The organism is Corallococcus sp. RDP092CA (assembly GCF_041903675.1).
In the GTDB taxonomy this organism is placed as follows: Bacteria; Myxococcota; Myxococcia; order Myxococcales; family Myxococcaceae; genus Corallococcus.
Genome location: NZ_JAYESI010000001.1, coordinates 331,056 through 353,677, shown reverse-complemented (window position 1 = coordinate 353,677; position 22,622 = coordinate 331,056). Strand labels below are relative to the sequence as shown.

Here is a 22,622-nt window from a genome sequence, read left to right as displayed (position 1 = left end):
CTCACTCCGTCGGCAGTCCCGCCGCCTTCTTCACGGCGGTGCGGATGCGCGTGTACGTCCCGCAGCGGCAGAGGTTGCCCGCCAGCGATTGATCGATCTCCGCGTCGGTGGGCTTCGGCTTCCTCGCCAGCAGCGCCGCCGCCGTCATGAGCTGCCCCGCCTGACAGAAGCCACACTGCGGCACCGCCAGGTCCACCCACGCCTTCTGCAAGGGATGCGAGCCGTCCGGCGAAAGGCCCTCGATGGTCATCACCTCGCGGCCCTCCGCGCGGCGCACCGGCGTCACGCACGAGCGCACCGCCGCGCCGTCGATGTGCACCACGCACGCGCCGCAGAGCGCCTGGCCACAGCCGTACTTCGTGCCCGTCAACGTGAGCACGTCGCGCAGCGCCCAGAGCAGCGGCATCTCCGGATCCACGTCGAGGTCGTGCTCGGTGCCATTCACTCGCAGACGGATGCTCACGGTCGGATCTCCTCGCGCGGGCACTCCGCGCCATCCTTCACCCACGCGGCCACCAGGGCCCCGAACTCCGCCTGCGTTCCCGGCGCCGGCGCCCGGTCCGCTCCGGGCTTCCAGCCCCAGCCCACCAGCTCGTCATGCGCGGAGTGCTCGATCAGCTCCGCCAGGCTCTTTCCGCCGTTGCGCGCCGGGTCCTTCAGCTGCTCGCACAGCGAGCGCGGCGTGCGCCCCTCCCAGGCCATCACCTTCGGCGCCACGTGCCACCTGGGCGCGCCGGGGACCCGCGCCAGCTGCGCGTTGCGGTCCTGGTGGCACGACGTGCACTCCAGGCCGGGCACGCCCTGGTCCTCGGGGCCCCGGGCCACCGGCGGATCATGGACCCGGCCGTTCTCGCCCTGGAGGGGGCTGTCGCCCGCGGGGTGGCAGTTGACGCAGCGGGGATGCAGCATCACCCGGCTCGCCTCCAGGAACAGCGCCCGCGAGCGCTCCTTCTTGTCGCCGATGCCCGCGAAGGCCTCCGGCGGCCGGAGCGTCTGAGGATTCGAGGGCGGCGGCACCGCGGCCGGATGCGCGGCCCGCCCTCCGCATCCCGCGCTGAACAGGAGCGCCAGCGACAGCCCCGCGGCCCCCGCGCCCAGCACGGCTCCCAGTGCCTTCGAGCGAAGTCTCATCGTGCCCGGTCCATCCCTTCGGCCAGAGGTCGTCCAGCCCCACGCGCGGCCTCGCGAGGCCTGGAGGGGCCATGCTGCCCTGCCCCGGCCCTCGCCGAGCCTGTCAAAATGCCGCAAGGCCCGTGAAGGTTTTCTTCAGAACGGCTCCAACCCTGCGCGTGCAGGGCGCCGTCACGCGGCGTGGGAGACGGCGGCCGCCGTGAAGGCCCGGGCCTCCGCGCTCGCCGTGCGCCTGCACGCCCTGGTCGCGGTCCGTGCCTGGGTGACACGCGCCACCGACGGGATTGACGGAATGTCTTTCGGGGCGCGTGGAGGTTCCGCGCAAGTGCTCGGAATCGCAAGCGCGAGGCGTTGGAACGCGGTGTGTATTGGGAAGCGCGCAAGGAGATAGCCCGCCATGCGCCAGAGCCCCGCGTCGTCCGTGTTCTCCCTGACCCGCCTCTTCGTCGAGCAGTGTGCCCGCTGGAGGCTGCGCGAGGAGGTCATCGCGTTCATCCTGGAGTTCGGCACGCCTGCCCGGGCGTGCGGTGCCACCCACCTCACCGTGCACGAGCGCGACCTGCCGGTGGCGCTCCGGGACTCGTCCCTCGCGCGGCAGGCGCGAGGGTGGATCCTCATCCTCAATGACGAGGACCGGCTCCTCACCTGCTACCGCCGGCAGGACGCCTCGCGCTTCCTCAAGCAGAAGTCCAAGCGCCGCCCCGCGGGCATGCCGCGAGGCCACGATGACGTCCTGCGCGACCTGCGCCTCGTCCCTGCCTGAATCAGTCGAGCCCCGCCTTGCCCACGGACCAGTAGGCCTTTACCTTGGGCGTGGCACGCTCGCCGTCGCCTCGCAGCCGCGCGCGCAGCGCCTGGATGGACTGCGCCCGGCCCGTCATCACCAGCGTCGCTCCGGGCTTCGTGCGGAGGGCTTCACGCAGCCGCTCGTGGACCTGGGCCAGGTGTGCGTCGCCTGCCGTCCGCTCCACGTCGTGGCCCTCGAAGCCCAGCTCGCGCAGCGCGGGTGCGCAGTCCTCGCGGCGTGTGACCTCGAAGATGGGGGTGACGTCGCGCTTCGCGCCGGTGCGGAACGCGTGCGCCACCGCGAAGGACGTCTCGTCACCGAAGAGCACCACTGGCGCGTCTCCGGACGCGAGCGCCACCGAGCGCCCGGGCCCGAAGAACTGCACCGCGTCTCCGGTGCGCACCTCGCGGCCCCACTTCGCCCCCGGGCTGTCGCCGTGCAGGTAGACCAGGAAGGCCGTGGCCCCGCGCGCTTCATCCCACGACAGCGGCGTGTACGTGCGGAAGCCCAGCCCCGGCAGGAAGACCTGCACCTTGTCGCCGGGGGTCCACTTCTGCTCCCGCAGCGCGGGGCCCTCGCAGTCGATCCAGCGGAAGGCGCGCGACACCTCGCGCACCTGGGTCACCTTCGCGTCGGTGAAGAGGAAGCGGCCCAGCATGCTTCCCAGCATGGCCTTGGCGTTTGCCATTGAAACCTCCGTTCAGGCGTTCATACGCCCCTTGTGGGTGCATGGCTCGTGAAGTTGCGTGAAGGCGTCCGCACCTTCCAGGGAAGAACCCCCACGAGAGGAACCGGACATGGGCCCCTGGCACACCCGGGTGCGCTGGTTACGGACCAGCGGCGCCACCGTCCTTGCCATCCTGGCAACCAGCTCCTGCGCGATGGGCCCGGAGGAATACGGGCCGCAGGTGACGACGAGCTCGCAGAACCTGGACAGCTCCGTGTCCGAGTTCAGGGACGTGCTGTCCCCCTATGGCACCTGGGTCGACCTGCCGGACGTCGGCTGGGTCTGGCGGCCGGATCCGAACGTCGTGGGTCCGGACTTCGTCCCCTACGCCACCGGGGGCCGGTGGGTGTCCAGCGATTGGGGCTGGACCTTCGAGACGGATTGGGACTGGGGCTGGGCCCCCTTCCACTACGGCCGGTGGTTCACCACGCCCTCGATGGGCTGGGTGTGGTGGCCGGACAGTGAGTGGGCTCCCGCCTGGGTGGACTGGCGGTGGGGGGATGGCTTCGTCGGTTGGCAGCCCCTCGCGCCTCCGGGCATCAGCATCGGGCTCGGGTTGGGCTGGACGTTCGTGGGCGCGAGCGACTTCGTGCGGCCCGATGTCTGGCGCCACCGCCTGCCTCCTGAGCGCGTCCCAGGGTTGCTGCGCCAGACGCGCCCCGTGGGCGAGCACGTAGAGGCCCGCGCGGGACACTGGAACCGGGGGCCGGAGCCCAGCGAGGTCGCGCGGGTCACCGGGCAGGAGGTTCCACTCGCGAGGCCGATGACTCCGCCCACGGCCCACCCACCGCGAGGGCGCAGTGGGCTCGGCGTGGCCCCGTCACGCCCCTCGCCCTCCGTGCCACGTCACCCGGTTCCCGCGGCGCCGGTCCGCCCGCATGAGGAGGCGGCCCCACCGCCCGCCCCGACGATCCCCGGCGCGCCGCATGAGCCCGTGATGCCAGAGCCCGTCGCGCCTCATGAACCCGCGGCGCCGCACGAGCCCGTCGTGCCGGAGCCCGTCGCGCCTCATGAACCCGCGGCGCCGCACGAGCCCGTCGTGCCGCATGAGCCCGCGCCTCACGAACCGGCCCCTCACGAGCCAGCCCCCTCGCATCCGTCAGGTGGGCACACTGGCGGCTCGCATGGCCGCCGGTGACCGAAGCACCAACCTCGAAGACGCAGGGCCCTGGACCTCCTTCACGCAGTGGAGGGCGGGGCCGGTGGGGAAGCTGTCGCTGCGCAACGCGCTGGACGCGTGCACGCCTTGCGTCTACGCGGGCTGGAGGAACCGGCCGTCCACCAGGTGGTCGATGACATCGCGTGCGGAGTGCGGGTCCAGCTTCGCCTTCGCGCCCAGGTGCGTCACCGCGTTGGAGACGGTCGTGGGTTGCTCGAAGGCGGCCAGCGCGGCGAGGAGGATGGCGCCGTCCTCGCCCTGGGTCAGCGTGGGGTCGGTGAACCGGCGCGGGCTGATGGACGGCGCGCACGTCAGGGTGATGCCATCCACCGAGCGCAGGACCGTCACCGGCTCCTTCGCCAGCTTCGCGGGCGCCCGGTGGCTGCCCAGCCAGTCCCCCAGCGTGAAGCGCTTCATCGAGGGCGCGGTGTTGCGCAGCCGCGTGCGACCGCTGAGGGCGACGTGCTTCCTCGCGTCCCGGTGCTTCCAGGCCAGGGCGTCCACCCGGTCGGAGTTGCGCTGCACCGCGGCCTCCAGCTCCCGGTCCTGGAAGCGGATCATCGGCACGGAGACGTCGCCGGGCTCGCGGCGCTCGAAGTAGGCGAGGAACTCCGCGAACGTCTTCGCCTCCGTCACCATGTCGAAGCGCGCGGGGTGCTCCGTGACGAGCGCTCCGGGCTGCGCCTCCAGCCGCTGGTAGCCCACCACGCAGTCCAGGCCGATGATGCGCTCCACCAACCGCAGCTCCTCCGCGAGCCGCTCCTTGTTCGTGAACGGGAGGCCTCCGATGCCGGAGACTTCGATCTCCACGTTCGGGTGGCGGCGGACGGACTCGATGACGTCCAGCAGCTCAGGGTCCTTCGCGCACGGCTTGAGCAGGCCCTTGGCCATCTGCTCCAGCCGCTGCTGCTCGGAGAAGCAGCCGATGTCGATGACCATGTAGATGCGCTGGAACGTCTCCGCGAGCGCCGCGACCAGCTCCACGCGCGGCACGCCCCAGAGGAAGTACGTGCAGCAGTGGCGCGACAGGTCCACGCCCGCCCAGGTGCTCCCCAGGAACTCCGCCGTGCTGCCCGCGAAGTCGTAGCGCATCTGCCACGTCCGGCTGGCGATCTCCTGGTGGTCCCTGCGCACGTTCTCCTCCGCGCGCAGGAACGGCTTCGCGCGGCCGAAGTCCGCCTTCTGGTTGCCCCGCGCCCCGCCGCAGTAGAGGCAGTTCTCACCGCAGCCCTTCCCAGGCGCCACCCAGCCGGAGAAGGAGTGCAGGTCCATCTGACTGAGGAAGAGCTCGTTGAAGTGCGAGTAGTAGACGTCCTGCGTGTTGGTGGAGCGCTGCACGTACGCCAGCGGCAGCCTGCGCGGACGCCCCTCCGGGGTCCGCGTCACGCAGTTGGGTGGTGACGCCTCGCCGTTGCACAGCGCCAGCAGGGGGACCTCTCCGTCCCCCAGCACGACGTGGTCGATGCAGTCGTAGGCGCTCAGCTCCTTCCACCAGTAAGACGCGGAGTTGCCTCCCACGACGACGCGGATGGACGGGTCGATCTTCCGGACCGTCCGCGCGATGAGCAGCGCGCGATCCACGTGGTGGAACCACTTCAGGCTGATGCCAATGAGCTTCGGGCGCACGCGGGCGATGAGACGCTCGAAGGCGTCGGTCACCTCCCCTTCGCTCTCGTCTCCGTCGTACAGCCGCACGAAGGCCTCAATCCCGCCGCGCCGCAGATAGCTCGCCAGGTAGAGGATGCCGCACGTGGCCTCGCCCGTTCCGGCACCGACGAGGAGGACTGGCGAGAGGGCACGACCACTGCTCATGGGACGACCACCGACCTGGGAGGGAGACGGGGCCAGCGTAGGCGAATCCGGACAGCGCCCGCGTGGATTCGTCGCTCGCGCTCCCGCGGGGCCGCCGGCCTGCTCCCTGGCCGGCCCGAGCCCAGGGGGTCATGGGCGGTCGTCGAGCCGGCCCGAGCCCGCCGTCCCACGCCCGCGAGCCCCCCCCGCGTCCGGCGCCGTCGGCGATGGCTTCCGCCCCCGCCTGCGCCGTCGCCGCTTCGAGGCCGCGCCCGGGGGCGGTCCCCCCAGCGCGCGCAGGACCTGCGCGCGCACGCCGCCCTCCAACCGCAGCTGCTGCAAGAGCGCGTGCGCCTGACGGGCGCCCTGGGGATTGCGCACGGCCTCCCCCAGCCGCTCCATGATGTCGATGCGCAGCGCCACCGGCCCGATGACCTCGTAGCCGAAGGCCCGCGCGCTCCGGCCCGCCAGCGCCGCGACGCTCAGCACCGGCTCCTGGGGGACGCCCTGCGGACACGGCGCCTGGTTGAACAGCGCCGTCAACATGGCCCGCCGCTCCAGCGCCTGGGGCGCCAGGGCCTCCGCGACGTAGAGGAAACGCGGGCCCTCGTGGACGCCCTGGGCCCTCAATCGCTCACGCGACTCCTCGTCCAGGAGCCGCCACTGCTCGCGCGCCTCGCCCTGGGAGATGACGCCCAGCCCCTCCGCCAGCCGGTACGCGATGCCTCGCATCACCGGCGAGCGGCCCGCTCCCGTGAAGGACTCCGCGGGAAAGCCTCCCATGGCCTCCGTGACCAGGTCCCTCGCCAGCGCCACCAGCCGGCGCTCCAGGCGCTGCCGCGCGCCGCCCGTCCACACCTCCGGATCCGCCAGCGCCAGCTGCGGCGAGCGCCGGTCGCGCCCCCGCACCAGCCGGGCCAGCGGCTGCGCCTCGAACGAGATGCGCCCCGCCGCGTCCACCTCGAAGGCGTCGTGCGTCGCGTCCACCACGCGCTGGACGAACTGCTCCTCCGTCATCAGCCCGCTGTCCGCGCCCGGCACCTCCGTCAACAGCCGCCCCAGCTTGGCGAACGGACTGTCCGAGCCCCCCGACCGTGGCTGCGTGCTGGCCCTCACGAACCGGCGCGCGCTCCGCCTCGCGGCGCGTTGCACGAAGCGCTCCACCAGCCGCTCGTGCAAGGCATCGCCCAGCGCGTCCTCGATGCGGCGCGTGCGCTCCTGCCACTCCGCCGCGTCGTGCAGCCAGCCCGGGCGGTGGCTGATGTACGTCCAGATGCGGATGGCCGCGAGCCGATCCATCAGCGTGTGGAGGTCCCCGGACGCATCGTCCAGCGGCGACACCTGCCGTGTCAGCCACGCGGGGTCCAGCCTCCCGTCCCCGGCCGTCAGTTGGAGGAACACCTCGCGCAGCAGCGCGACGTGCTGCCCGAAGAGGCCCTTGCGGAAGTCCGGGACCTGGCAGACCTGCCACAGGAGCTCCACGGCGGCCTTGTCGGGGGTGAGCTCGCGGATGGCGGGCACCGCCGCCAGTCCCTTGAGCGCGTCGAAGTCGTCCGCGCGCTCCACCCGGATGAAGGCGCTGTCTCGCGGCGCCCGCGACAGCGAGTCCAGCAGCGCCTCCGGGCTGGAGAAGTCCAGCGAGGAGTTGCGCCAGATGAGGCTGCGCACCGCCGGGAAGCGGTGGGACTCGATGGCGGAGACGAGGCGCGGCGACAGCTCCGGCAGCGTGTTCAACGCCCCGAAGCTCCCGTCGTTGAGGTGGCGCCCCGCGCGGCCGGCGATCTGCGCCAGCTCGTCGGGGTACAGGTCGCGCTGCTCGGCGCCGTCGAACTTGGACAGCGTCGCGAAGGCCACGTGGTTGAGGTCCAGGTTCAACCCCATGCCGATGGCGTCCGTGGCCACGAGGTACTGGACCTCGCCGGATTGATACATCGCCACCTGCGCGTTGCGCGTCCGCGGCGACAGCGCGCCCAGCACCACCGCCACCCCGCCCCGCAGGCGGCGCAGCGACTCCGCCAGCTCGTACACGCGGTCCGCGGAGAACGCGACCACCGCCGAGCGCGGCGGCAGGCTCTTCAGCGAGCGACGCCCGGAGTAGCGCAGCTGCGACAGCCGCGTGGCGCGCTTCATGGACGCATGCGGAATCAGCGCCTGCACCATGGGCCGCATGGTGTCCGCGCCCAGGAACCAGGTCTCCTTGCGGCCTCGCGCGTGGAGCAGCCGGTCCGTGAAGACGTGCCCGCGCTCCCGGTGCGCGGCGAGCTGGATCTCATCCACCGCGAGGAAGTCGACCTCGCGGTCCGTCGGCATCGCCTCGACGGTGCAGATCCAGTAGTCGGGCCGGGGCGGCACGCGCTTCTCCTCGCCCGTCATCAGCGCGACCCGGCCCTCGCCCACCTTCGCGGTCACCCGGTCGTAGACCTCCCGGGCGAGCAGGCGCAGCGGCAACCCGATGAGGCCGGAGTCGTGCTCGAGCATCCGTTCGATGGCGCGGTAGGTCTTCCCGGTGTTCGTGGGCCCCAGCTCCGCCACGACGACGGACGGCCGGCTGGATGGGCGCGAGCTCATTGGCGAAGACTAACCCCGAACGCCCTCCTCCGCCCCCGAGGCTGCGAGGGACGTTCGCGGACGACGTCCTGGCCCGTGCCCGGCGTGGAGGCAGGCGTCGGCGACAGCCCCTTCCAGGAGCAACGGGCCCCGGGGCGGGACGGACAGGCGCGACGTCACCGGCCCGCGGGGGCAGGAGGGATGGCCATCCCTCCCAGGACCCTCCAGCTTCCCGACATGCAGCCGCCTGGAGGCAATCCCATGGACCGCCCGCCGTCCTCCATCATCGACCCGGGGATCCGCCTCACGCTGCTCAACGCCGCGCTCGCGAGCGAGGTCCTCTGCGTCCGGCGCTACACGCGCCACGCCCTCATGGCCGGGGGCGCCTGTCACGAGGCGATGCGGAGCGTGTTCGGCCTGCACGCGCGCGACGAGCAGGACCACGCGCTGCGGCTCGCCGAGCGCATCCAGCAGCTGGGCGGCCGGCCGGATTTCGTGGTGGGAGGACTCATGTCCCAAGGTGATACCCAGGACGACGACGGACGCACGCTGGTGGAGCTCTTGCGCGAGAACCTGGCGGCGGAGCGCGTCGCCATCGCGACGTACCGCGGCCTGCTCCACTCCTTCGCGGACCACGACCCCACCACGCGGCGGCTCCTGGAGGAGCTGCTCGACGAGGAGGAGGCGCACGCCACCGCCCTGCACGCCCTGCTGGAGCATTGAGCGCCCGGTCCGGCGGGTTCCTCGGGCGGGTCTCGAACGGACCCGCCGGGCCGTGGCTCCTCAGGCGCCGGGCGCCGGCTGCGCGTCGCGGTAGCGCACCATCCGATTCAGCGACGGGTCCCACAGGTTCAGCCGCAGGCAGCTCACGATGTCCTTGGCCGAGAGCGTGGTGACGTGCGGCCCCTGGAGCTCCGGGATGGCCGCCATCGCCTCCGGCAGCCGGTAGAACGGGATGCGCGGGTTGAGGTGGTGCACGTGGTGGTAGCCGATGTTGCCCGTGAACCACTCCATCACCGGCCCGAAGCGCATGTAGCTGCTCGCCTCCAGCGCCGCGTCCGCGTGGTTCCACGCGGCCTCCGGCAGGATGGCCACCTCGTCGAAGTTGTGCTGCGCGTAGAACAGGTACGTGCCCAGCGCATACGAGGCGAACAGCGGCCCCACGAAGGCGGTGAGGTACGCGCCCAGCCCCAGGAAGTGCCACACGGCCACGGACAGCGCGACGTGCAGGCCCAGCGCGAGCCCGGACGTCCAGTAGCGCTTCGGGTTCTTCACGAACGGCAGGAGGCACAGGCTGTAGAGGAACGCGGTGAAGTAGCCGAACAGCAGCGTCACCGGGTGACGCTCCACCACGTAGCCCAGCCGCTGGGCGCGGCTGGCCTTGCGCCACTGGTCCGTGGTCCAGGTGACGAAGGTGCCCGCCGAGTCCGCCGCGATGCGCGCGGTGTTGGCGTGGTGATGGTTGTGCGTGTCGTTCCAGATGCGCGCCGGCGTGAGCGTGAGCAGCCCCTGCACCTGGAAGAGGGCCTTGGCCCACCGGGACGTGGGCAGCAGCGCCCCGTGCATGGCGTCGTGGAAGAGGATGAAGCAGCGGATGAGGACCAGCGCTTCGATGAGGCCCCCCACGATGCGCAGGGGCCACCAGGGCGCGGCCACCGCCAGCGCCGCCGCGCCCGCGAGCGCCGCATAGGTGGTGGCGAGCGCCCAGAGGGAGCGAGCGGTGTCCTGGGCAGCGAAGGGACGCGTGCGGGCGATGAGGTCCTTGCTCGACGGCGACGCGGTTCGTTCCATGTCGACAGGGCTCCGGGGGTGACCGCCCGGCGACACACCGGGACGGATGACCGCGAGCGTTGTCCCATCCCCATGTCACGGCCGGGTCAGCGCCATCCATGACGCGCGAAAGGCGCCTCCGCGTCATGGATGACGCGGGAAGCCGTGGATCAGCGCTTCTTGCGCCAGGCGCGCAGCTCCGCCTTCTTCTCCTTGCCCACCGCGTCCAGCCGGTCCTGCCACACCTCGCGGTAGGGGCGCAGGGCCTCCACCACGGCGCGGGCCACCCCCAGGTTGCGGTACCACTTGGCGTCCGAGGGCACCAGGTGCCAGGGCGCCCGCTCGGTGGAGGTGCGTGCGAACACGTCTTCATACGCGCGCGTGTAGTCCGCCCAGTGCTTGCGGTCCTCCCAGTCGCCCGCGGAGATCTTCCACGCCTTGCGCGGCTCCTCCTCGCGCGCCAGCAGGCGCCGCTCCTGCTCGCCCTGGCTGATGTGGAGGAAGAACTTGAGGACGAGGGTGCCGTGCTCGGAGAGCAGGGACTCGAAGTCGCGGATGTGCTGGTAGCGCGACCGCCAGAGCGCCTTGGGGACCAGGTTGTTCACCCGCGCCACCAGCACGTCCTCGTAGTGCGAGCGGTTGAAGATGGAGAACTCGCCCAGCCGCGGGGTCTTGCGGTGAACGCGCCAGAGGAAGTCGTGCTCCAGCTCCTCCGCGCTGGGCACGCCGAAGGACGTGACGGACACGCCGCGCGGGTTGAGGCTGCCCACCACGTGCTTGATGGTGCCGTCCTTGCCGGCGGTGTCGCGGCCCTGGAGCACGATGAGGACGGAGTTCATCTTCGCGCCCCACAGCAGGTCCTGCAGGTCGAACAGCTCCTCGCCCAGGGCGTCGAACTCCGCCTTCGCCTCCCCCCGGTCCGCCTTCTTCGGCGGCGTCGTGGGGATGCGCTCCAGCTTCACCTTCGCGCCCTGCTTGTCGTTCAGGATGATGTCCATGGTCCCCTTTGCTCCAGGTGTGGCCCCAGCCTGCCTGAGCGCGAAGGGGGATTCCCACCGTCCCGGGCCAGGACGGCGGCGGAACGTCCGGGTCGAACCTTTCGAGGCCCGCCGGAGTCGCTCGGCCCCGCGCGGACGCAGGGCCGGCGCGCGACCTCCAGCGGCCGTGCAGGGCCTTCAGCGCCGCCACTCCAGCGCCGGCACCCGGGGCGGAGGCGGCAGGAAGGTGTGCGCCAGCCCCCGCAGGCCCCGCGCGAAGAACTCGTCGCGGATCCACTGGCTCAGCGCGGCCGTCTCGCCCTCGTGGCCGGGCGTCAGGCGGAACGTCGCGTGCCACTCCACGAAGGTCTGCCCGGTCGCCGTCACCGGCGTCACCCGCAGCTTCGCCACGTAGTCGCGCACGGGCAGCGGGCCCTCCAGCATCGCGTACGCATAGCTGCGCGAACGAGGGTCGTGCTCCAGCCGCACCTCCAGGTACACCTCGCCGTCGCGCGTGGTCAGCCGGCGCAGCGGGCCGCACCGCGGGCGCGTCACCCGTTCGCTGGAGACGACGCCCGGGTGCCAGCGCGGAAGGCTGTCGAAGCCCTCCACCCGGTCCCAGACCACGTCCGCGGGTGCCTGGATGAGCTGACTTGCATACGCCTCTGCCATCGGTGCCTCAGGTCGTTCTTGCATGGGTCGATTCAAGAAGGGCCTCCACGCCAGGGCGCACCCCTCGCGTGAGGCGGGTCCTCAGGCCGTCCGGCCCTGGAAGTCATCGCAAAGCCATACAGTCAACGAACACCGCTCCCCACCGCGTCGCACTTCGTTCATGCCGCCCCCCGTGTCAGGCATTGAGGCGCGTGATGTGCAGCGAGTACGGCGGAGGCGTAATCGTCCGAAAGGGCTGTTGTGAGTGCGCTGCAATCGGGCCACCTTGCTTGTGGCCTCGCGATCACCGGCCTGGCTGGAGGGGCTCGACCTTCAGGGCAGGGGTTCACGGGATGTAAAGCAATGCCCAGGCATGGCTGTTGAAGGCGCGGCGTGCCTGCACCTCGCCGAGGAGATGCCCGATGACCTCCGCTTCCGTCACCGAATACGAAACGCGCCTCTACTGGCAGGGCGCGAGGGGCGCGGTGCTGACGAGCGACCGTGCGCCCCCCGTGCCCATCGGCTGTCCGCTGGGGGGCCGGGAGGGTGGCCCCGAGGACGGGCGGTGGGACCCGGAGGCGCTGTTGGTGGGCGCGGTGGAGGGGCGCACGCTGCACGCGTTCCTGGACGGGGCCCGGGAGGCCGGCGTGGACGTGCTCTTCTACCAGAGCTGCGCCACCGCCCGGCTGGTGAGCGGAGGCCCCGAGCAGGCTGCCCAGTTCACCGACCTCATCGTCCGGCCGCATGTCGCCGTGGCCAGCCCGCGCGAGGCAGAGGACGTCCGCGAGCTCTTCGCCCGGCTGCCGGCGCGCTGCTTCCCCAGCTCCATGCTCCAGCTCACCCCGCGCATCGAGCCGGTGGTGGAGGTCTGGGCCCACGCCCGCCGCGCGGACGCCGGGGCTCCTGTCGAAAACCGCGCAGCCGGCCGCGACGAGACGGGCGCGGCGGTTCCCTGGGAGCGCGGCGTGCGCAGTGTGGAGGTGCATGCCGACACATCCACAGACGAATCCGCCCGCGAAGCCGGTGAAGGAGCCGGATCCGAAGCCCACGCCTGAGATCGAGCCGCCGCGGCCGCCCGCGCCGGAGAAGGACCCACCACCGGGCGAGCCCCGGCGCCGGGAGCCCCCGCCGCCCCGGCAGGACCCCGAGGTGGAGCCGGGCATCCAGGATCCACCGGCGCATGATCCGAGCCGGCCGGGGCCGCCGGAGATCATCGCCAGGCCGCCCGCCTGAGGGCTCCGCGCCGCGCGGCGGGAGAGCGCCTGCCCGCGCGGCCTCGCGGCCTTCTCGCGGGGCCGACACCCCCGGCGCCTGGCTGCTTTCACCGCAAGGAGCGGATTTGGCGGCCTTCCCTGAACCTTCGTCCAATGACCGCGTTGGCTGGAGCCGCGCGACGATGCAACTCGATGCGAGGAATCGTAGAGTGAACCGCGCTCGGCGCGCGCCATGCTCACGTCCTCCTTGACTCCCCTCCTCGTCCGAAGCTTCGCCGTCGCCGCCGCGTGCGCGGTGCTCCTGGGGCTGGTCGGGGCCTGGAGCGAAGGCCAGCCCCCGGGCGTCCGCGTGGCCCTGCTGACGGCGAGCGCGTTCGCGCTGGCGGCGGTGGGCGCCGGGCTCGCGCTGCGGGCGCTGACACAGCGCGAGCGCGAGTGCGCCCGGCTGCGGGCCCAGGCGGATGATGCGCGGGCGCTGCGCGACGCGGTGATGGACATCACGCCGGTGGGCTTCGCGTTCTACGACCGCGACCTGCGCTACGTGCACGTCAGCGCCGCGCTCGCCGCGATGAACGGCCTGCCGGTGGAGGCGCACCTGGGCCGCCACGTGACGGAGGTGCTGCCCGCGCTGGGCACGGCGCTCGCGCCCCGGCTGGCCCGCGCGCTGGAGTCGGACGCGCCCCTCCAGGACCTGAGCCTCCAGGTGGAGACGCCCGCGGCGCCCGGCGAGACGCGCTTCTGGTTCGGCAGCTACTCGCGCGTGCGCGGCGCGGGCGGCGCGGTGCTGGGCGTCATCGCGTCCCTGTCGGAGGTCACCGAGCGGATGCGCACGGAGGCCTCGCTCCAGGAGCACGAGGGCCGCCTGGACGTGCTCACCCGGTCGCTGCCGGACTACCTGTGGGGTGGGAAGCTGCGGGACGGCGGGTTGCGTGACTTCTACTGCACGCCCGTCGTGGAGCGCACCACCGGCTACCCGCCCAGCGCCTTCAGCGGCGCGGGTCCGGAGGGCGCGCCCTCGCCGCTGTGGGCGGAGATGATCCACCCGGAGGACCGGACGCGCTATCGCGAGTGCATCGAGTCGCTGGCGCTGGCCCCCAGCACGGAGGTGGAGATCGAGCACCGCATCATCTGCGCGGACGGGCGCGTGCGCTGGGTGCGCAGCCGCGCCGCGGCCTCCGGCCTGGACGACCGGGGGAGCGTGCACCTGGGCTGCGTCGTCACCGACATCACCGACCGGCGCCTCGCGGACGACCTGCGCCAGCGGCTGAACGACAGCTTCCGCCGCTCCGCGACGGAGTGGCGCCGCACCTTCGACGCGGTGTCCTCGCCGCTGGTGGTGCTGAGCGCGGACGGCGTCATCTACCGGCTCAACGACGCGGCCCGCGCGCTCTTCGACGAAGCGGATCCCTCCGGGCAGCCGCTGTCCGTGACGGCCGTGGGGGCGCCCTGGTCCAGCGCGGCGCCGCTGGTGGAGGAGCTGCGCGCGACGCACGGCAGCGCCAGCCGCCAGGTGCACGACGCGGCGTCCGGGCGGACCTGGGAGCTGTCCGCCGCCTGGATGGACGAGCAGGCCAGCCAGGATGCGCGCATCATCCTGGTGGCGCTGGAGGTCACCCGGCTGCTGGAGCTACAGGCCCACGTGCGCCGGAGCGAGACGATGGCCGCGATGGGCGCCATCGTCGCGGGCGTGGCCCACGAGGTGCGCAATCCCCTCTTCTCCATCTCCGCCGTCGTGGACGCGATCGAGGCCACCCATGGCGCCCAGCCGGAGCTCAAGCCCTACCTGGACGTGCTGCGCGGCGAGGTGCGCCGCCTGACGCACCTCACCCAGGAGCTGTTCGAGTACGGCCGCCCCACCCGGGGCGAGTGGACGGATGGCGCGGTGGGCGCGGTGGTCGCCGACGCCCTGTCCGCCTGCGCGCTCACCAGCGACAAGGCCTCCGTGAAGCTCGAGCGCACGGTGCCGGAGGCGCTGCCGCCGGTGCGCATGGACGCGCGCCGCCTGTTCCATGTCTTCCGCAACGTGGTGGAGAACGCCGTGCAGCACTCCCCGCCGGGCACGACCGTCCACGTCACCGCGGAGCCCGTGGAGGAGGCGGGGCGCGCGTGGGTGCGCTGCACCGTCCATGACGGAGGTGCCGGCTTCAAGAACGAGGACCTGCCCCATGTCTTCGAGCCCTTCTTCAGCAAGCGGCGGGGAGGGACCGGCCTGGGCCTGTCCATCGTCCAGCGCATCCTGGAGGAGCACCAGGGGCGCATCCGTCTGTCCAATCACCCCGAGGGAGGCGCGGAGGTGACCATCCTGCTGCCCGCCCTCTCCCCCGCCGGCAACACCGGCCCCACTTCGCAGTCACAGGTGTCATGACCCGCACCCGCATCCTCATCGTGGACGACGAGCCTGGCGTCCGTCTGGGCATGAAGGGCTACCTCACGCAGCACGGCTTCGACGTGGACGAGGCCACGAGCGTGGCCGAGGCCCAGGAGGGCTTCCGCGCGCACCGGCCCGACGTGGCGGTCATCGACTACCGCCTGCCGGACGGCACGGCGCTGGAGCTGCTGCCCCGGCTCAAGGAGCTGGACGCGGCGGTGCCCCTGGTGGTGCTGACCGGGCACGGCTCCATCGAGCTGGCGGTGCAGGCCGTGAAGGAAGGCGCCGAGCAGTTCCTCACCAAGCCGCTGGAGCTGTCGGTGCTGAAGGTCGTGCTGGAGCGGCTGGTGGCGCAGCGGCGCGAGCGGCAGCGGCTGTTGGCGGACCGCTCGCGCACGGCGCGCACGCAGGTGGAGCCGTTCCTGGGGCACAGCCCGGCCATCCGCGCGCTGCGCGACCAGGCGGAGCGCGTGCGCGACAGCGACAGCCCGGTGCTCGTCACCGGAGAGACGGGCAGCGGCAAGAGCGTGCTCGCGCGCTGGCTGCATGAAGGCGGTCCGCGCAAGGAGGCCCCGTTCGTGGACCTCAACTGCGCGGCGCTGTCGAAGGACCTGTTGGACTCGGAGCTGTTCGGCCATGAGAAGGGCGCGTTCACCAGCGCGGTGGCCGCGAAGCCGGGCCTGCTGGAGGTGGCGGACCGGGGCACGCTGTTCCTGGATGAGATCGGGGACATGGACGTGGCGGTCCAGCCCAAGCTGCTCAAGGTGCTGGAGGAGAAGCGCTTCCGGCGCCTGGGCGACGTGAAGGACCGGCGCGTGGACGTGCGGCTCGTGGCCGCCACGCACCAGGACCTACAGGTGGCCGCGAGAGAGAAGCGCTTCCGCAGCGACCTGTACTTCCGCATCAGCACGCTCATCCTCCACGTGCCGCCCCTGCGCGAGCGCGCCGAGGACGTGCTGGTGCTCGCGCGCCACTTCCTGGCGGAGATGGGCGCGCTGAGGGGCCGCGGACAGGTGGAGCTGGAGCCCGACGCCGAGCGCGCCCTCATGGCCTACAGCTGGCCGGGCAACATCCGCGAGCTGCGCAACGTGCTGGAGCGCGCCGTGCTGCTGTCCGGCGCGACGCGCCTGTCCCGCAGCGCCCTGCGCTTCGAGTCCCTCCTGCCCGCGGAGGAGCCGCTGGGCGACGACCTCACGCTGGAGGAGCTGGAGCACCGCCACATCGAGCGCGTGCTGGCGCGCGAGGGGGGCCACGTGGAGCGCGCGGCGACGAAGCTGGGCATCTCCCGCAGCTCGCTGTACGCGAAGATCAAAGGCTGGCAGCACAAGGGGAGCTGACGGTCGCGGGCTCGCAGCCCGCCCTTCGCGCCACTGGTTCCCCCTGACCGAACCACGGGAGCGAGAGCACGGCCCGGAGTCCAGCCCAGCCCCCGCGCGGCCCCATGACCCCGCCCGCGAGCAGGCGGACTCAGCTCTCCGCGGGCGGCCCGTTGCGGGCCTCCGCCACGAAGCCGGGCGCGGGCGGCACGCCGAAGTAGCGCGAGAGCTCCGCCTGAGCCTCGCGGGCCTGCGTCGCGCTGATGCGCCCCTCGCGCTCCAGCCTCCCGATGATGATGCCAGCGCGGGTGCGCAGAGACTCGGGCCGCTGGGCCGGCAGCCAGCGGCGTGGGGCGGGCAGCATGCCCGCGAGCATCGCGCCCTGCGCCACGCTGAGCGCCCGCGCAGAGACGCCGAAGTGCTCGCGCGCCGCCGCCTCGACGCCGTAGACGCCCTCGCCCCACTCCACGACGTTCAGGTACAGCGCGAGGATGCGCTGCTTGGACAGGTGGGACTCCAGCTGGCGGGCGATCAGCAACTCCTTCCCCTTCCGCAGCAGGCTGCGGTCCGTGGAGAGGTAGAGGTTCTTCGCCAGCTGCTGCGTGAGGGTGGAGGCGCCGCGCCCCAGGCGCGCCTCGCGCACCGACTGCTCGAAGGCGTTCTCCACCTCGGTCCAGTCCACGCCCTCGTGTCGGTAGAAGCGCGCGTCCTCGGAGCTCAGCACGGCGTCCACGACATGGGGGGCCACCGCGTCGAGTGCTACCCAGGTCTGGCGCACGCGAGGCCTCTGGCCCGCTTCGAGCGCCTCCTCGGCTCGCTGCGCCATGAGCGCGGTGGTGCGCGGGTTCTGCGTCCGCAGCAGGCTCACGTCGGGCAGCCGCGCGAACGTCACGCCGATCCAGACGGCGAGCAGCAGCCAGCCGCCGAGTGCCCAACGCCCCCAGCCGGGGCCGGCGCGCTTCCCCACGGCGCGCCGGGCGCCGGAGGAGAGCTGCTTCGTCTTCTGCGTCCGGACATGGGAGGCGCGCACGGAGGGAGGACGGGAGGCCATCGGTGCACGCACATCTGCCCCGATCAGGCGCCTCTGTCCAGAAGACGGCCAGCGCACACCCCACCGGCCCACCCATGACGGCGGCGCGCTGACGCGCTGTTTTACAATGCAGCCCACGCTCCACCGCTCCACTGGAATCCGTGGCACCTGTTTCACGCACCGTGATGGACCGCGTATGGTTTGAGCCCCCTCACGGAGGGCACATGCGATCAATCATTCTCGGTGGTCTGTTGGCGACGGCGCTGATGGCAGCGGGCTGTGGCGGTCCCATGGAGGAGGAGGAGGCCGCGGAGCTGGCCACGCAGGAGGCGCCGCTGCCGGACTGCTCCAACGTGCCGAACGCGGACCTGCGCAGGTACTACAACGACGCCGCGCACTCCCAGCTGATCGGCGAGTTTGGCTGCTACTGCGGCGGGCTCTACAACTGGGGCGGCCGGTCGGTCTACTCGGAGTACATCCTGGAGTGCTGAGCCGCTGACGTCGCAGGCGGGTGCCCCGGCTGCGCGCGCCGGGGCACACCTTCGAGCGGGTGCCTGAATGGGCCTGTGTCCCCCGTGAGCTTGACGCGTCAGCCGTCGCCCCGGATACGTCAGGCGGGTGGCGAGCCGTGGACCCGCCACGGAGTTCCGGTGGGTTCAGCGCTGCAAGTCATTGGCGTAGGAGGTGCAAAGGCATTCCCGCATCCGCGCGGAACCTCTCCGCTCGCGGATGTCACCCCCGAAGAGGAATGCCAATGACCACGATGTATGACGACCTGTTCTTCCGCTCCAACCTGTCGGACTACGGGCAGCTCCCTTCTCCCCCGCTGGCCTACGAGTCGCCGGACATCATCCCCGCGGGCCTCTACCCCACCAACAACCCGCAGGCCTTCTTCTCCGGCAACTACAACCAGGACGTGGGCCAGAACCTGGTGACCGACGGCCCCAACTACATCTACCTGCGGAGCAAGAACCTCTCCAACAGCGCGGAGAGCGGCAAGGTGTCGCTGTATTACACGCCGGCCAGCCTGCTGCTCTACCCGAACAAGTGGCAGAACAACGCGCTCAAGACGAGTGATTCACAGACGGAGGTCTTCCTGCCGTCCACCGCCCCGGGCGGCATCGCCGTGACGGACAACCCCTTCTTCTGGGAGCCGGGCGCCATCAGCGGTGACCACTACTGCCTCATCTGCCGCGTCTCCACGCCCAAGCACGACAACCCCGTGCCCCAGGTGGGCAGCTACACGGACATGACGGAGTTCATCCTCAACAACCCGGGCTTCGGCTGGCGCAACGTCCACCTCACGGACGCCAACAGCCCCACCTTCGACACGACCGTGGACTACACCCAGGGGACGGAGGCGGGGCGCATCACGTTCCAGCTCGAATGCACCAACGTCCCCGGCGGCGCCGCCGTCGCCTTCTCCGCGGGGACCCCGGGCCCCACTCCGCTCATCTCCCTGGAGCGGACGCCCGTGCCGCCGAACAACGGCAGCTGGAACACCTCCGTCACCTGCGACGTGCCCGCCAACTACCAGACGAACATCACCTACTCGTACTGGGCCAACGGCACCACGCCCCCGAAGGGCTTCCAGATCCGCCTCAAGGCCCTGGCCTACTTCGATGAGAGCAGCCGCTTCTTCCACAAGCTCCGCACGCCCCAGGAGCTGGGCGCGTCTCCGGAGCTGGCGCGGCGGATGAGCGCCCAGCGCGGCATCGTGCTCGGCTCGCACGCCACCATCGGCCGCTGAGCGGCCCCCTCGCGCGGTTCCAGGAGCGGTCACCGGGACGGGTCGTCGAACCGTCACCGGTGGTCGCTCCTCCTTTTTGGAACCGACGCCCCGCCGGCGGCCCTAGACGACCGCTCGCGATCCTCGATCGGCAGGTGGCGCCTGGGGCCGAAGACTCGGCCCCAGCCACAGACCAGACGCCCAGGAATCACGCCCCCTGGTTCAGTTCTTCGTCACCCGGGCCTCGCTCAACACCATGGACCAGTTGTCCATCAGGTCCACCTGCTGGCCGCCCTGCCCCTGCGCCGGGTACTTCAGCGACGCCTTCGTGTTCAGGTGGCTGCTCATGTAGATGAGCCGCTGGACCGCCGGCCCCGGCGGCCTGGGCTGGCCGTTCGCATCCCGCAGCGAGTCCCGGAAGCGCGCGTTCAGGTAGAAGGGCGGAATCGTCTGGTAGTTCATCCGCACGCGGATGCTCTTCCAGCCGCTCACCGCCGACAGCGGCACCTGGTAGACGAGCTGGTCCACCCCCTTCGCGGGCGACGTGCTGAAGTCCGGATCGGACGTCACGCTCGTGTCCTGGGGACCGAGCACGTAGGAGAACGGCTCGGTGAGGCGGGCGAGCTGCTGGAGGTTCAGGCCGAGGAGCACCTCATCCGGCTTGCGCTGCGCCGGGGCCACCCAGCCCTCGGGCAGCAGGCGGTTGTCCTTCACCTCCTTGAACTGCTGGAGCTCCAGGCTGGTGAGGTGGTTCGTGTCGTCCACCGCGCGCAGCTCGTAGATCTGCGCCTGGTCCTGCCGGGTGATGACCTGGTGGTGCGGCTGGAGCTGGGATGGGTCGGTGGTGAACTCGCTGGCCAGCAGCGCGCTGTCGCCCTGCTTGCAGACACCGTCGCAGATGACCCCCAGCGCGTTCGGCTGACCGGAGGCCCACAGCACCTTGTCGGCGGCATCCAGCACCTCGAACTGGAGGAACGCCCGGCGGAAGCCCGCGCCGCTGGGGAACTTGTGGCCCACGTTGCTGGTGACGGTGACGGGCACGTTCAGCGTGCCGCCAGCCTCCTGGTAGCTCCCCACCGAGACCAGGACCGCGGGCTGCGTCGGATCAAAGACGCCCTGCGCGGTGTTCACCGCCAGGTCCAGGATGGACTGCTCCGCGTTCAGCAGGTTCTTGGCGAAGGTGTAGTCGCGCTTGCCGTCCGCGAGCGGCTTCACCGAGCCATCCGGGAACTTCAGCGCGAGGAACACGTCGTCCACGCTCACCGCGCGGCCGGGCTGGAACACGAGCCGCAACGCGCGGGTCCCCCCGGGGATGGGCGTGGGGGTCGAGGCCCGCACGGACAGCCAGCGCTGCTTCGTCGCCGCCACCGGGGCGGAGCCGGCCGTGTTCGTCCAGGTCCCCGCGCCGGACTGCTGCTGAAGGGACAGCGTGCCGCACGGCTCGACGCCATCGCAGTACACCGTGGCCCCCCACTGCACGGTCGCGGCGCCCGCGGCCCGGTCGATGAGGTCCTGGTACGCGGACACGTCCACCGTCAGCGAGGCGCCCCCGCTCAACTGGAAGAACCGCGCGCCGTGGCTGGGGCGGATGGTCTGCCGGGCCAGCCCCTGCTGCTCGGTCACCGCCGTGACCGTCGCGCCGGAGTCCGGCGCCCAGCCGTCCGCCGTCAGGTCCGCCGTGGCGCCGACCTCCGCGCCCGGGTTGGTGACGAGGTTGGGCGTGCGCGCGAGGAGCTCCGGGCTCTGGAGATACGGCGGCACGCGCGAGTCCGGCTGGGCGTAGAAGTCCAGCCCGAGCACGTCCGGGAACTGCTGGAACATCTCATGGACGAACAGGTTGATGCCCAGGAGCGTGTGGCGGTTGTACTGCCGGGGCGGGAGCGTCGCGTTGTCGCGATAGAAGGCCGCCAGGTCCCCGTTCTGCTGCGCCACCTTCACGGCGCCATCGAACGGATCTGCGGGCGCGGTGAGCTGCATGTGGCACGTCATGCAGGTGGAGGTGGACTGGGCATAGCCGCTGTTGAGCCACTCGAAGTAGGTCGTCTGCTCGTAGGCCAGCTCCACGCACGGGTCGGTCAGGAACTCTCCCGTGGAGCTGAAGGTCGTCTGGTTCTGCGGGCAGCTCGCGGGGCGCTTGTAGACCCCCTTCGCCTCCACCTCCGCGATGGGCATGGAGGGCCGGTAGTCCGTGGGCACCTTGGGCAGCACGACGACGTGGCACGAGCCACAGACCATGGAGTCGCGCAGGTAGCTGTGCCCGCCCACCGTGGCGGCCGTCTCCAGGCTGAGGCCCGCGGCCGCCATGGGCTGCGTGTTCAGGCGCGTGTCCGGGCCCACGATGGCGCCCGGGCGCAGGTTCATGGACGCCGTGAAGGGGAACGGCGGCGGCTGCACGTCGTCGTCGAAGTTCTTGAGGCGGGCGGACACGTTGTCACCGAAGAGGGTGCCCTGCTGGGGGCCGTAGAAGGCCGTGTAGTCCGTGCCACTCCAGGGAAGGCCGCTGTCGGGCGCCACGGAGTGGCACGCGCTGCACGAGACGCCGTCGCGCCCCAGCGCGCCCAGCACCGCTTTTTCGGGATCACCCTTGGAGTTGTCAGGCGTCGCGTAGAGCAGGTCGTGCGTGAAGGGCCTGTGCTGGCTCTGCGCCTGGCGCTGGCCCAGCGGCGAGTGACAGCGCAGGCAGAGGTTGTCCACGTCGGGGGGGCGGTGCGGTGACAGGCCGCGCGTGGTCTCCACCTGCGCGAGGAAGATGGGATCGCGCCCCGCAAGCGCCTTCACGGACGCGCTCCAGTCACCGAAGGGAGACCAGTTGGCCGCGAGCGGCAGGGGCGCGCCGGGGTCCAGGTAGGACGGCTGCGCGTCGGCGTTCCAGAGCGTGTCCACGGAGGGCATCTGCCAGAAGGCCATGGACGGCAGGGCCTTGTAGGTGGACGGCGCATCGGCGGGCAGCGTGAGGTCGCTGTTGGCCAGCCAGTCCGCGTCATGGCAGGACTGACACACCAGCGAGGAGTTGAACCGCTGGCTGCCCAGGTCCAGCCCGTTGTGCGCGATGTCCAGGGTCCGGGCGGGCAGCGCCTGGAGCGAGCCCTTCGTCAGCGAGGGAAACGTGACGTCGCCTTGCCGGGCATAGAATGCGAGGAATTGCTGGGCCTGGATGTCATTCTCCTCCAGGGGCTGGGTCAGCTTGTCGCCGTGGGGAAAGACGGGATACGGCGTGGGCACGGTGCCCGGCGTGGGCACGGAGGTGACCTGGGCCGCGCTCACGGCCCCGCCGAGGGGCGGCGGCTGAACGGAGTCCGCCCCCCACTGCGCGCGTCCGACCAGGGCCACCACCACGGACAGGGCGCTCACGCCTCCCAGCGTGAGCAGGAGATATCGCTGACGACGTGTCATCATGGGACCATCCCGGTTGGGGTGAAGAAGAG

At 71.6% G+C, this 22,622-nt stretch carries 19 protein-coding genes; 9 read left to right on the top strand and 10 right to left on the bottom strand.

Annotated elements, in window-relative coordinates:
• Nucleotide 1: 1 nt before the first annotated feature.
• Together U8525_RS01355 and U8525_RS01350 are read right to left on the bottom strand one after the other, a co-directional pair.
• A complete protein-coding gene (locus tag U8525_RS01355; protein ID WP_374260027.1) occupies nt 2-463 on the bottom strand; it encodes a (2Fe-2S)-binding protein in 462 nt (153 codons plus the stop codon).
• A complete protein-coding gene (locus U8525_RS01350) occupies nt 460-1,131 on the bottom strand; it encodes an Isoquinoline 1-oxidoreductase subunit (RefSeq protein WP_374260025.1) in 672 nt (223 codons plus the stop codon). Before U8525_RS01350 ends, U8525_RS01355 begins: the two co-directional genes overlap by 4 nt.
• Before the next feature lie 397 nt (nt 1,132-1,528).
• Here U8525_RS01350 and U8525_RS01345 point away from each other — a divergent pair, with 397 nt between their 5' ends.
• On the top strand, nt 1,529-1,894 hold the full coding sequence (locus tag U8525_RS01345; RefSeq protein WP_374260022.1) for a hypothetical protein: 366 nt from the start codon (nt 1,529-1,531) through the stop codon (nt 1,892-1,894).
• A gap of 1 nt (nt 1,895) precedes the next feature.
• Here the strand turns inward: U8525_RS01345 and U8525_RS01340 are convergent, their stop codons facing one another.
• Nucleotides 1,896-2,606: a siderophore-interacting protein gene (locus tag U8525_RS01340; protein WP_374260020.1), complete on the bottom strand. Its 711-nt coding sequence runs from the start codon at nt 2,604-2,606 to the stop codon at nt 1,896-1,898.
• A gap of 220 nt (nt 2,607-2,826) precedes the next feature.
• Here U8525_RS01340 and U8525_RS01335 point away from each other — a divergent pair, with 220 nt between their 5' ends.
• Complete coding sequence (locus U8525_RS01335) at nt 2,827-3,783, top strand: DUF6600 domain-containing protein (RefSeq protein ID WP_374260019.1); 957 nt, start codon at nt 2,827-2,829, stop codon at nt 3,781-3,783.
• A 114-nt stretch (nt 3,784-3,897) separates the two neighbouring features.
• On the opposite strand, the gene U8525_RS01330 is transcribed toward U8525_RS01335, so the two are convergent.
• The gene (locus tag U8525_RS01330) at nt 3,898-5,616 is read right to left on the bottom strand and encodes a radical SAM protein (RefSeq protein WP_374260016.1); all 1,719 of its coding nucleotides are present in this window, start codon (nt 5,614-5,616) and stop codon (nt 3,898-3,900) included.
• A gap of 129 nt (nt 5,617-5,745) precedes the next feature.
• Nucleotides 5,746-8,163, bottom strand: a complete 2,418-nt coding sequence (locus U8525_RS01325) for a helicase-related protein (RefSeq protein ID WP_374260013.1) — start codon at nt 8,161-8,163, stop codon at nt 5,746-5,748.
• A 240-nt stretch (nt 8,164-8,403) separates the two neighbouring features.
• Here U8525_RS01325 and U8525_RS01320 point away from each other — a divergent pair, with 240 nt between their 5' ends.
• Entirely contained in the window at nt 8,404-8,865 is a 462-nt protein-coding gene (locus tag U8525_RS01320; RefSeq protein WP_374260011.1) for a bacterioferritin, read from the top strand.
• Between the two features lie 60 nt (nt 8,866-8,925).
• On the opposite strand, the gene U8525_RS01315 is transcribed toward U8525_RS01320, so the two are convergent.
• From U8525_RS01315 to U8525_RS01305, 3 genes are all read right to left on the bottom strand, one after another.
• On the bottom strand, nt 8,926-9,933 hold the full coding sequence (locus U8525_RS01315; protein WP_374260009.1) for a fatty acid desaturase: 1,008 nt from the start codon (nt 9,931-9,933) through the stop codon (nt 8,926-8,928).
• Between the two features lie 149 nt (nt 9,934-10,082).
• On the bottom strand, nt 10,083-10,910 hold the full coding sequence (locus U8525_RS01310) for a PPK2 family polyphosphate kinase (RefSeq protein WP_374260007.1): 828 nt from the start codon (nt 10,908-10,910) through the stop codon (nt 10,083-10,085).
• Between the two features lie 177 nt (nt 10,911-11,087).
• Complete coding sequence (locus U8525_RS01305; protein WP_374260005.1) at nt 11,088-11,585, bottom strand: SRPBCC family protein; 498 nt, start codon at nt 11,583-11,585, stop codon at nt 11,088-11,090.
• Nucleotides 11,586-11,962: 377 nt separating this feature from the next.
• Here U8525_RS01305 and U8525_RS01300 point away from each other — a divergent pair, with 377 nt between their 5' ends.
• The 4 genes from U8525_RS01300 to U8525_RS01285 all read left to right on the top strand — a co-directional run bounded on the left by U8525_RS01300 (nt 11,963) and on the right by U8525_RS01285 (nt 16,459).
• Nucleotides 11,963-12,595, top strand: a complete 633-nt coding sequence (locus U8525_RS01300) for an OsmC family protein (protein WP_374260003.1) — start codon at nt 11,963-11,965, stop codon at nt 12,593-12,595.
• Nucleotides 12,525-12,773 carry a hypothetical protein gene (locus tag U8525_RS01295; protein WP_374260001.1) on the top strand — a complete coding sequence of 83 codons (249 nt, stop codon included), beginning with the start codon at nt 12,525-12,527 and terminating at the stop codon, nt 12,771-12,773. The genes U8525_RS01300 and U8525_RS01295 overlap by 71 nt, the downstream gene beginning before the upstream one ends.
• Nucleotides 12,774-12,986: 213 nt before the next feature.
• On the top strand, nt 12,987-15,119 hold the full coding sequence (locus U8525_RS01290; RefSeq protein WP_374259999.1) for an ATP-binding protein: 2,133 nt from the start codon (nt 12,987-12,989) through the stop codon (nt 15,117-15,119).
• Nucleotides 15,116-16,459 carry a sigma-54-dependent transcriptional regulator gene (locus tag U8525_RS01285; RefSeq protein WP_374259997.1) on the top strand — a complete coding sequence of 448 codons (1,344 nt, stop codon included), beginning with the start codon at nt 15,116-15,118 and terminating at the stop codon, nt 16,457-16,459. The genes U8525_RS01290 and U8525_RS01285 overlap by 4 nt, the downstream gene beginning before the upstream one ends.
• A 130-nt stretch (nt 16,460-16,589) precedes the next feature.
• Here the strand turns inward: U8525_RS01285 and mtgA are convergent, their stop codons facing one another.
• Nucleotides 16,590-17,489, bottom strand: a complete 900-nt coding sequence (gene mtgA / locus U8525_RS01280) for a monofunctional biosynthetic peptidoglycan transglycosylase (RefSeq protein WP_374259995.1) — start codon at nt 17,487-17,489, stop codon at nt 16,590-16,592.
• A gap of 203 nt (nt 17,490-17,692) precedes the next feature.
• Between mtgA and U8525_RS01275 the strand changes: the two genes are divergently transcribed.
• Together U8525_RS01275 and U8525_RS01270 are read left to right on the top strand one after the other, a co-directional pair.
• On the top strand, nt 17,693-17,959 hold the full coding sequence (locus tag U8525_RS01275) for a hypothetical protein (RefSeq protein WP_374259992.1): 267 nt from the start codon (nt 17,693-17,695) through the stop codon (nt 17,957-17,959).
• 263 nt (nt 17,960-18,222) lie between these two features.
• Nucleotides 18,223-19,218 carry a hypothetical protein gene (locus tag U8525_RS01270; RefSeq protein ID WP_374259991.1) on the top strand — a complete coding sequence of 332 codons (996 nt, stop codon included), beginning with the start codon at nt 18,223-18,225 and terminating at the stop codon, nt 19,216-19,218.
• Between the two features lie 201 nt (nt 19,219-19,419).
• Here the strand turns inward: U8525_RS01270 and U8525_RS01265 are convergent, their stop codons facing one another.
• The gene (locus U8525_RS01265) at nt 19,420-22,593 is read right to left on the bottom strand and encodes a hypothetical protein (RefSeq protein ID WP_374259988.1); all 3,174 of its coding nucleotides are present in this window, start codon (nt 22,591-22,593) and stop codon (nt 19,420-19,422) included.
• Nucleotides 22,594-22,622 lie beyond the last annotated feature (29 nt).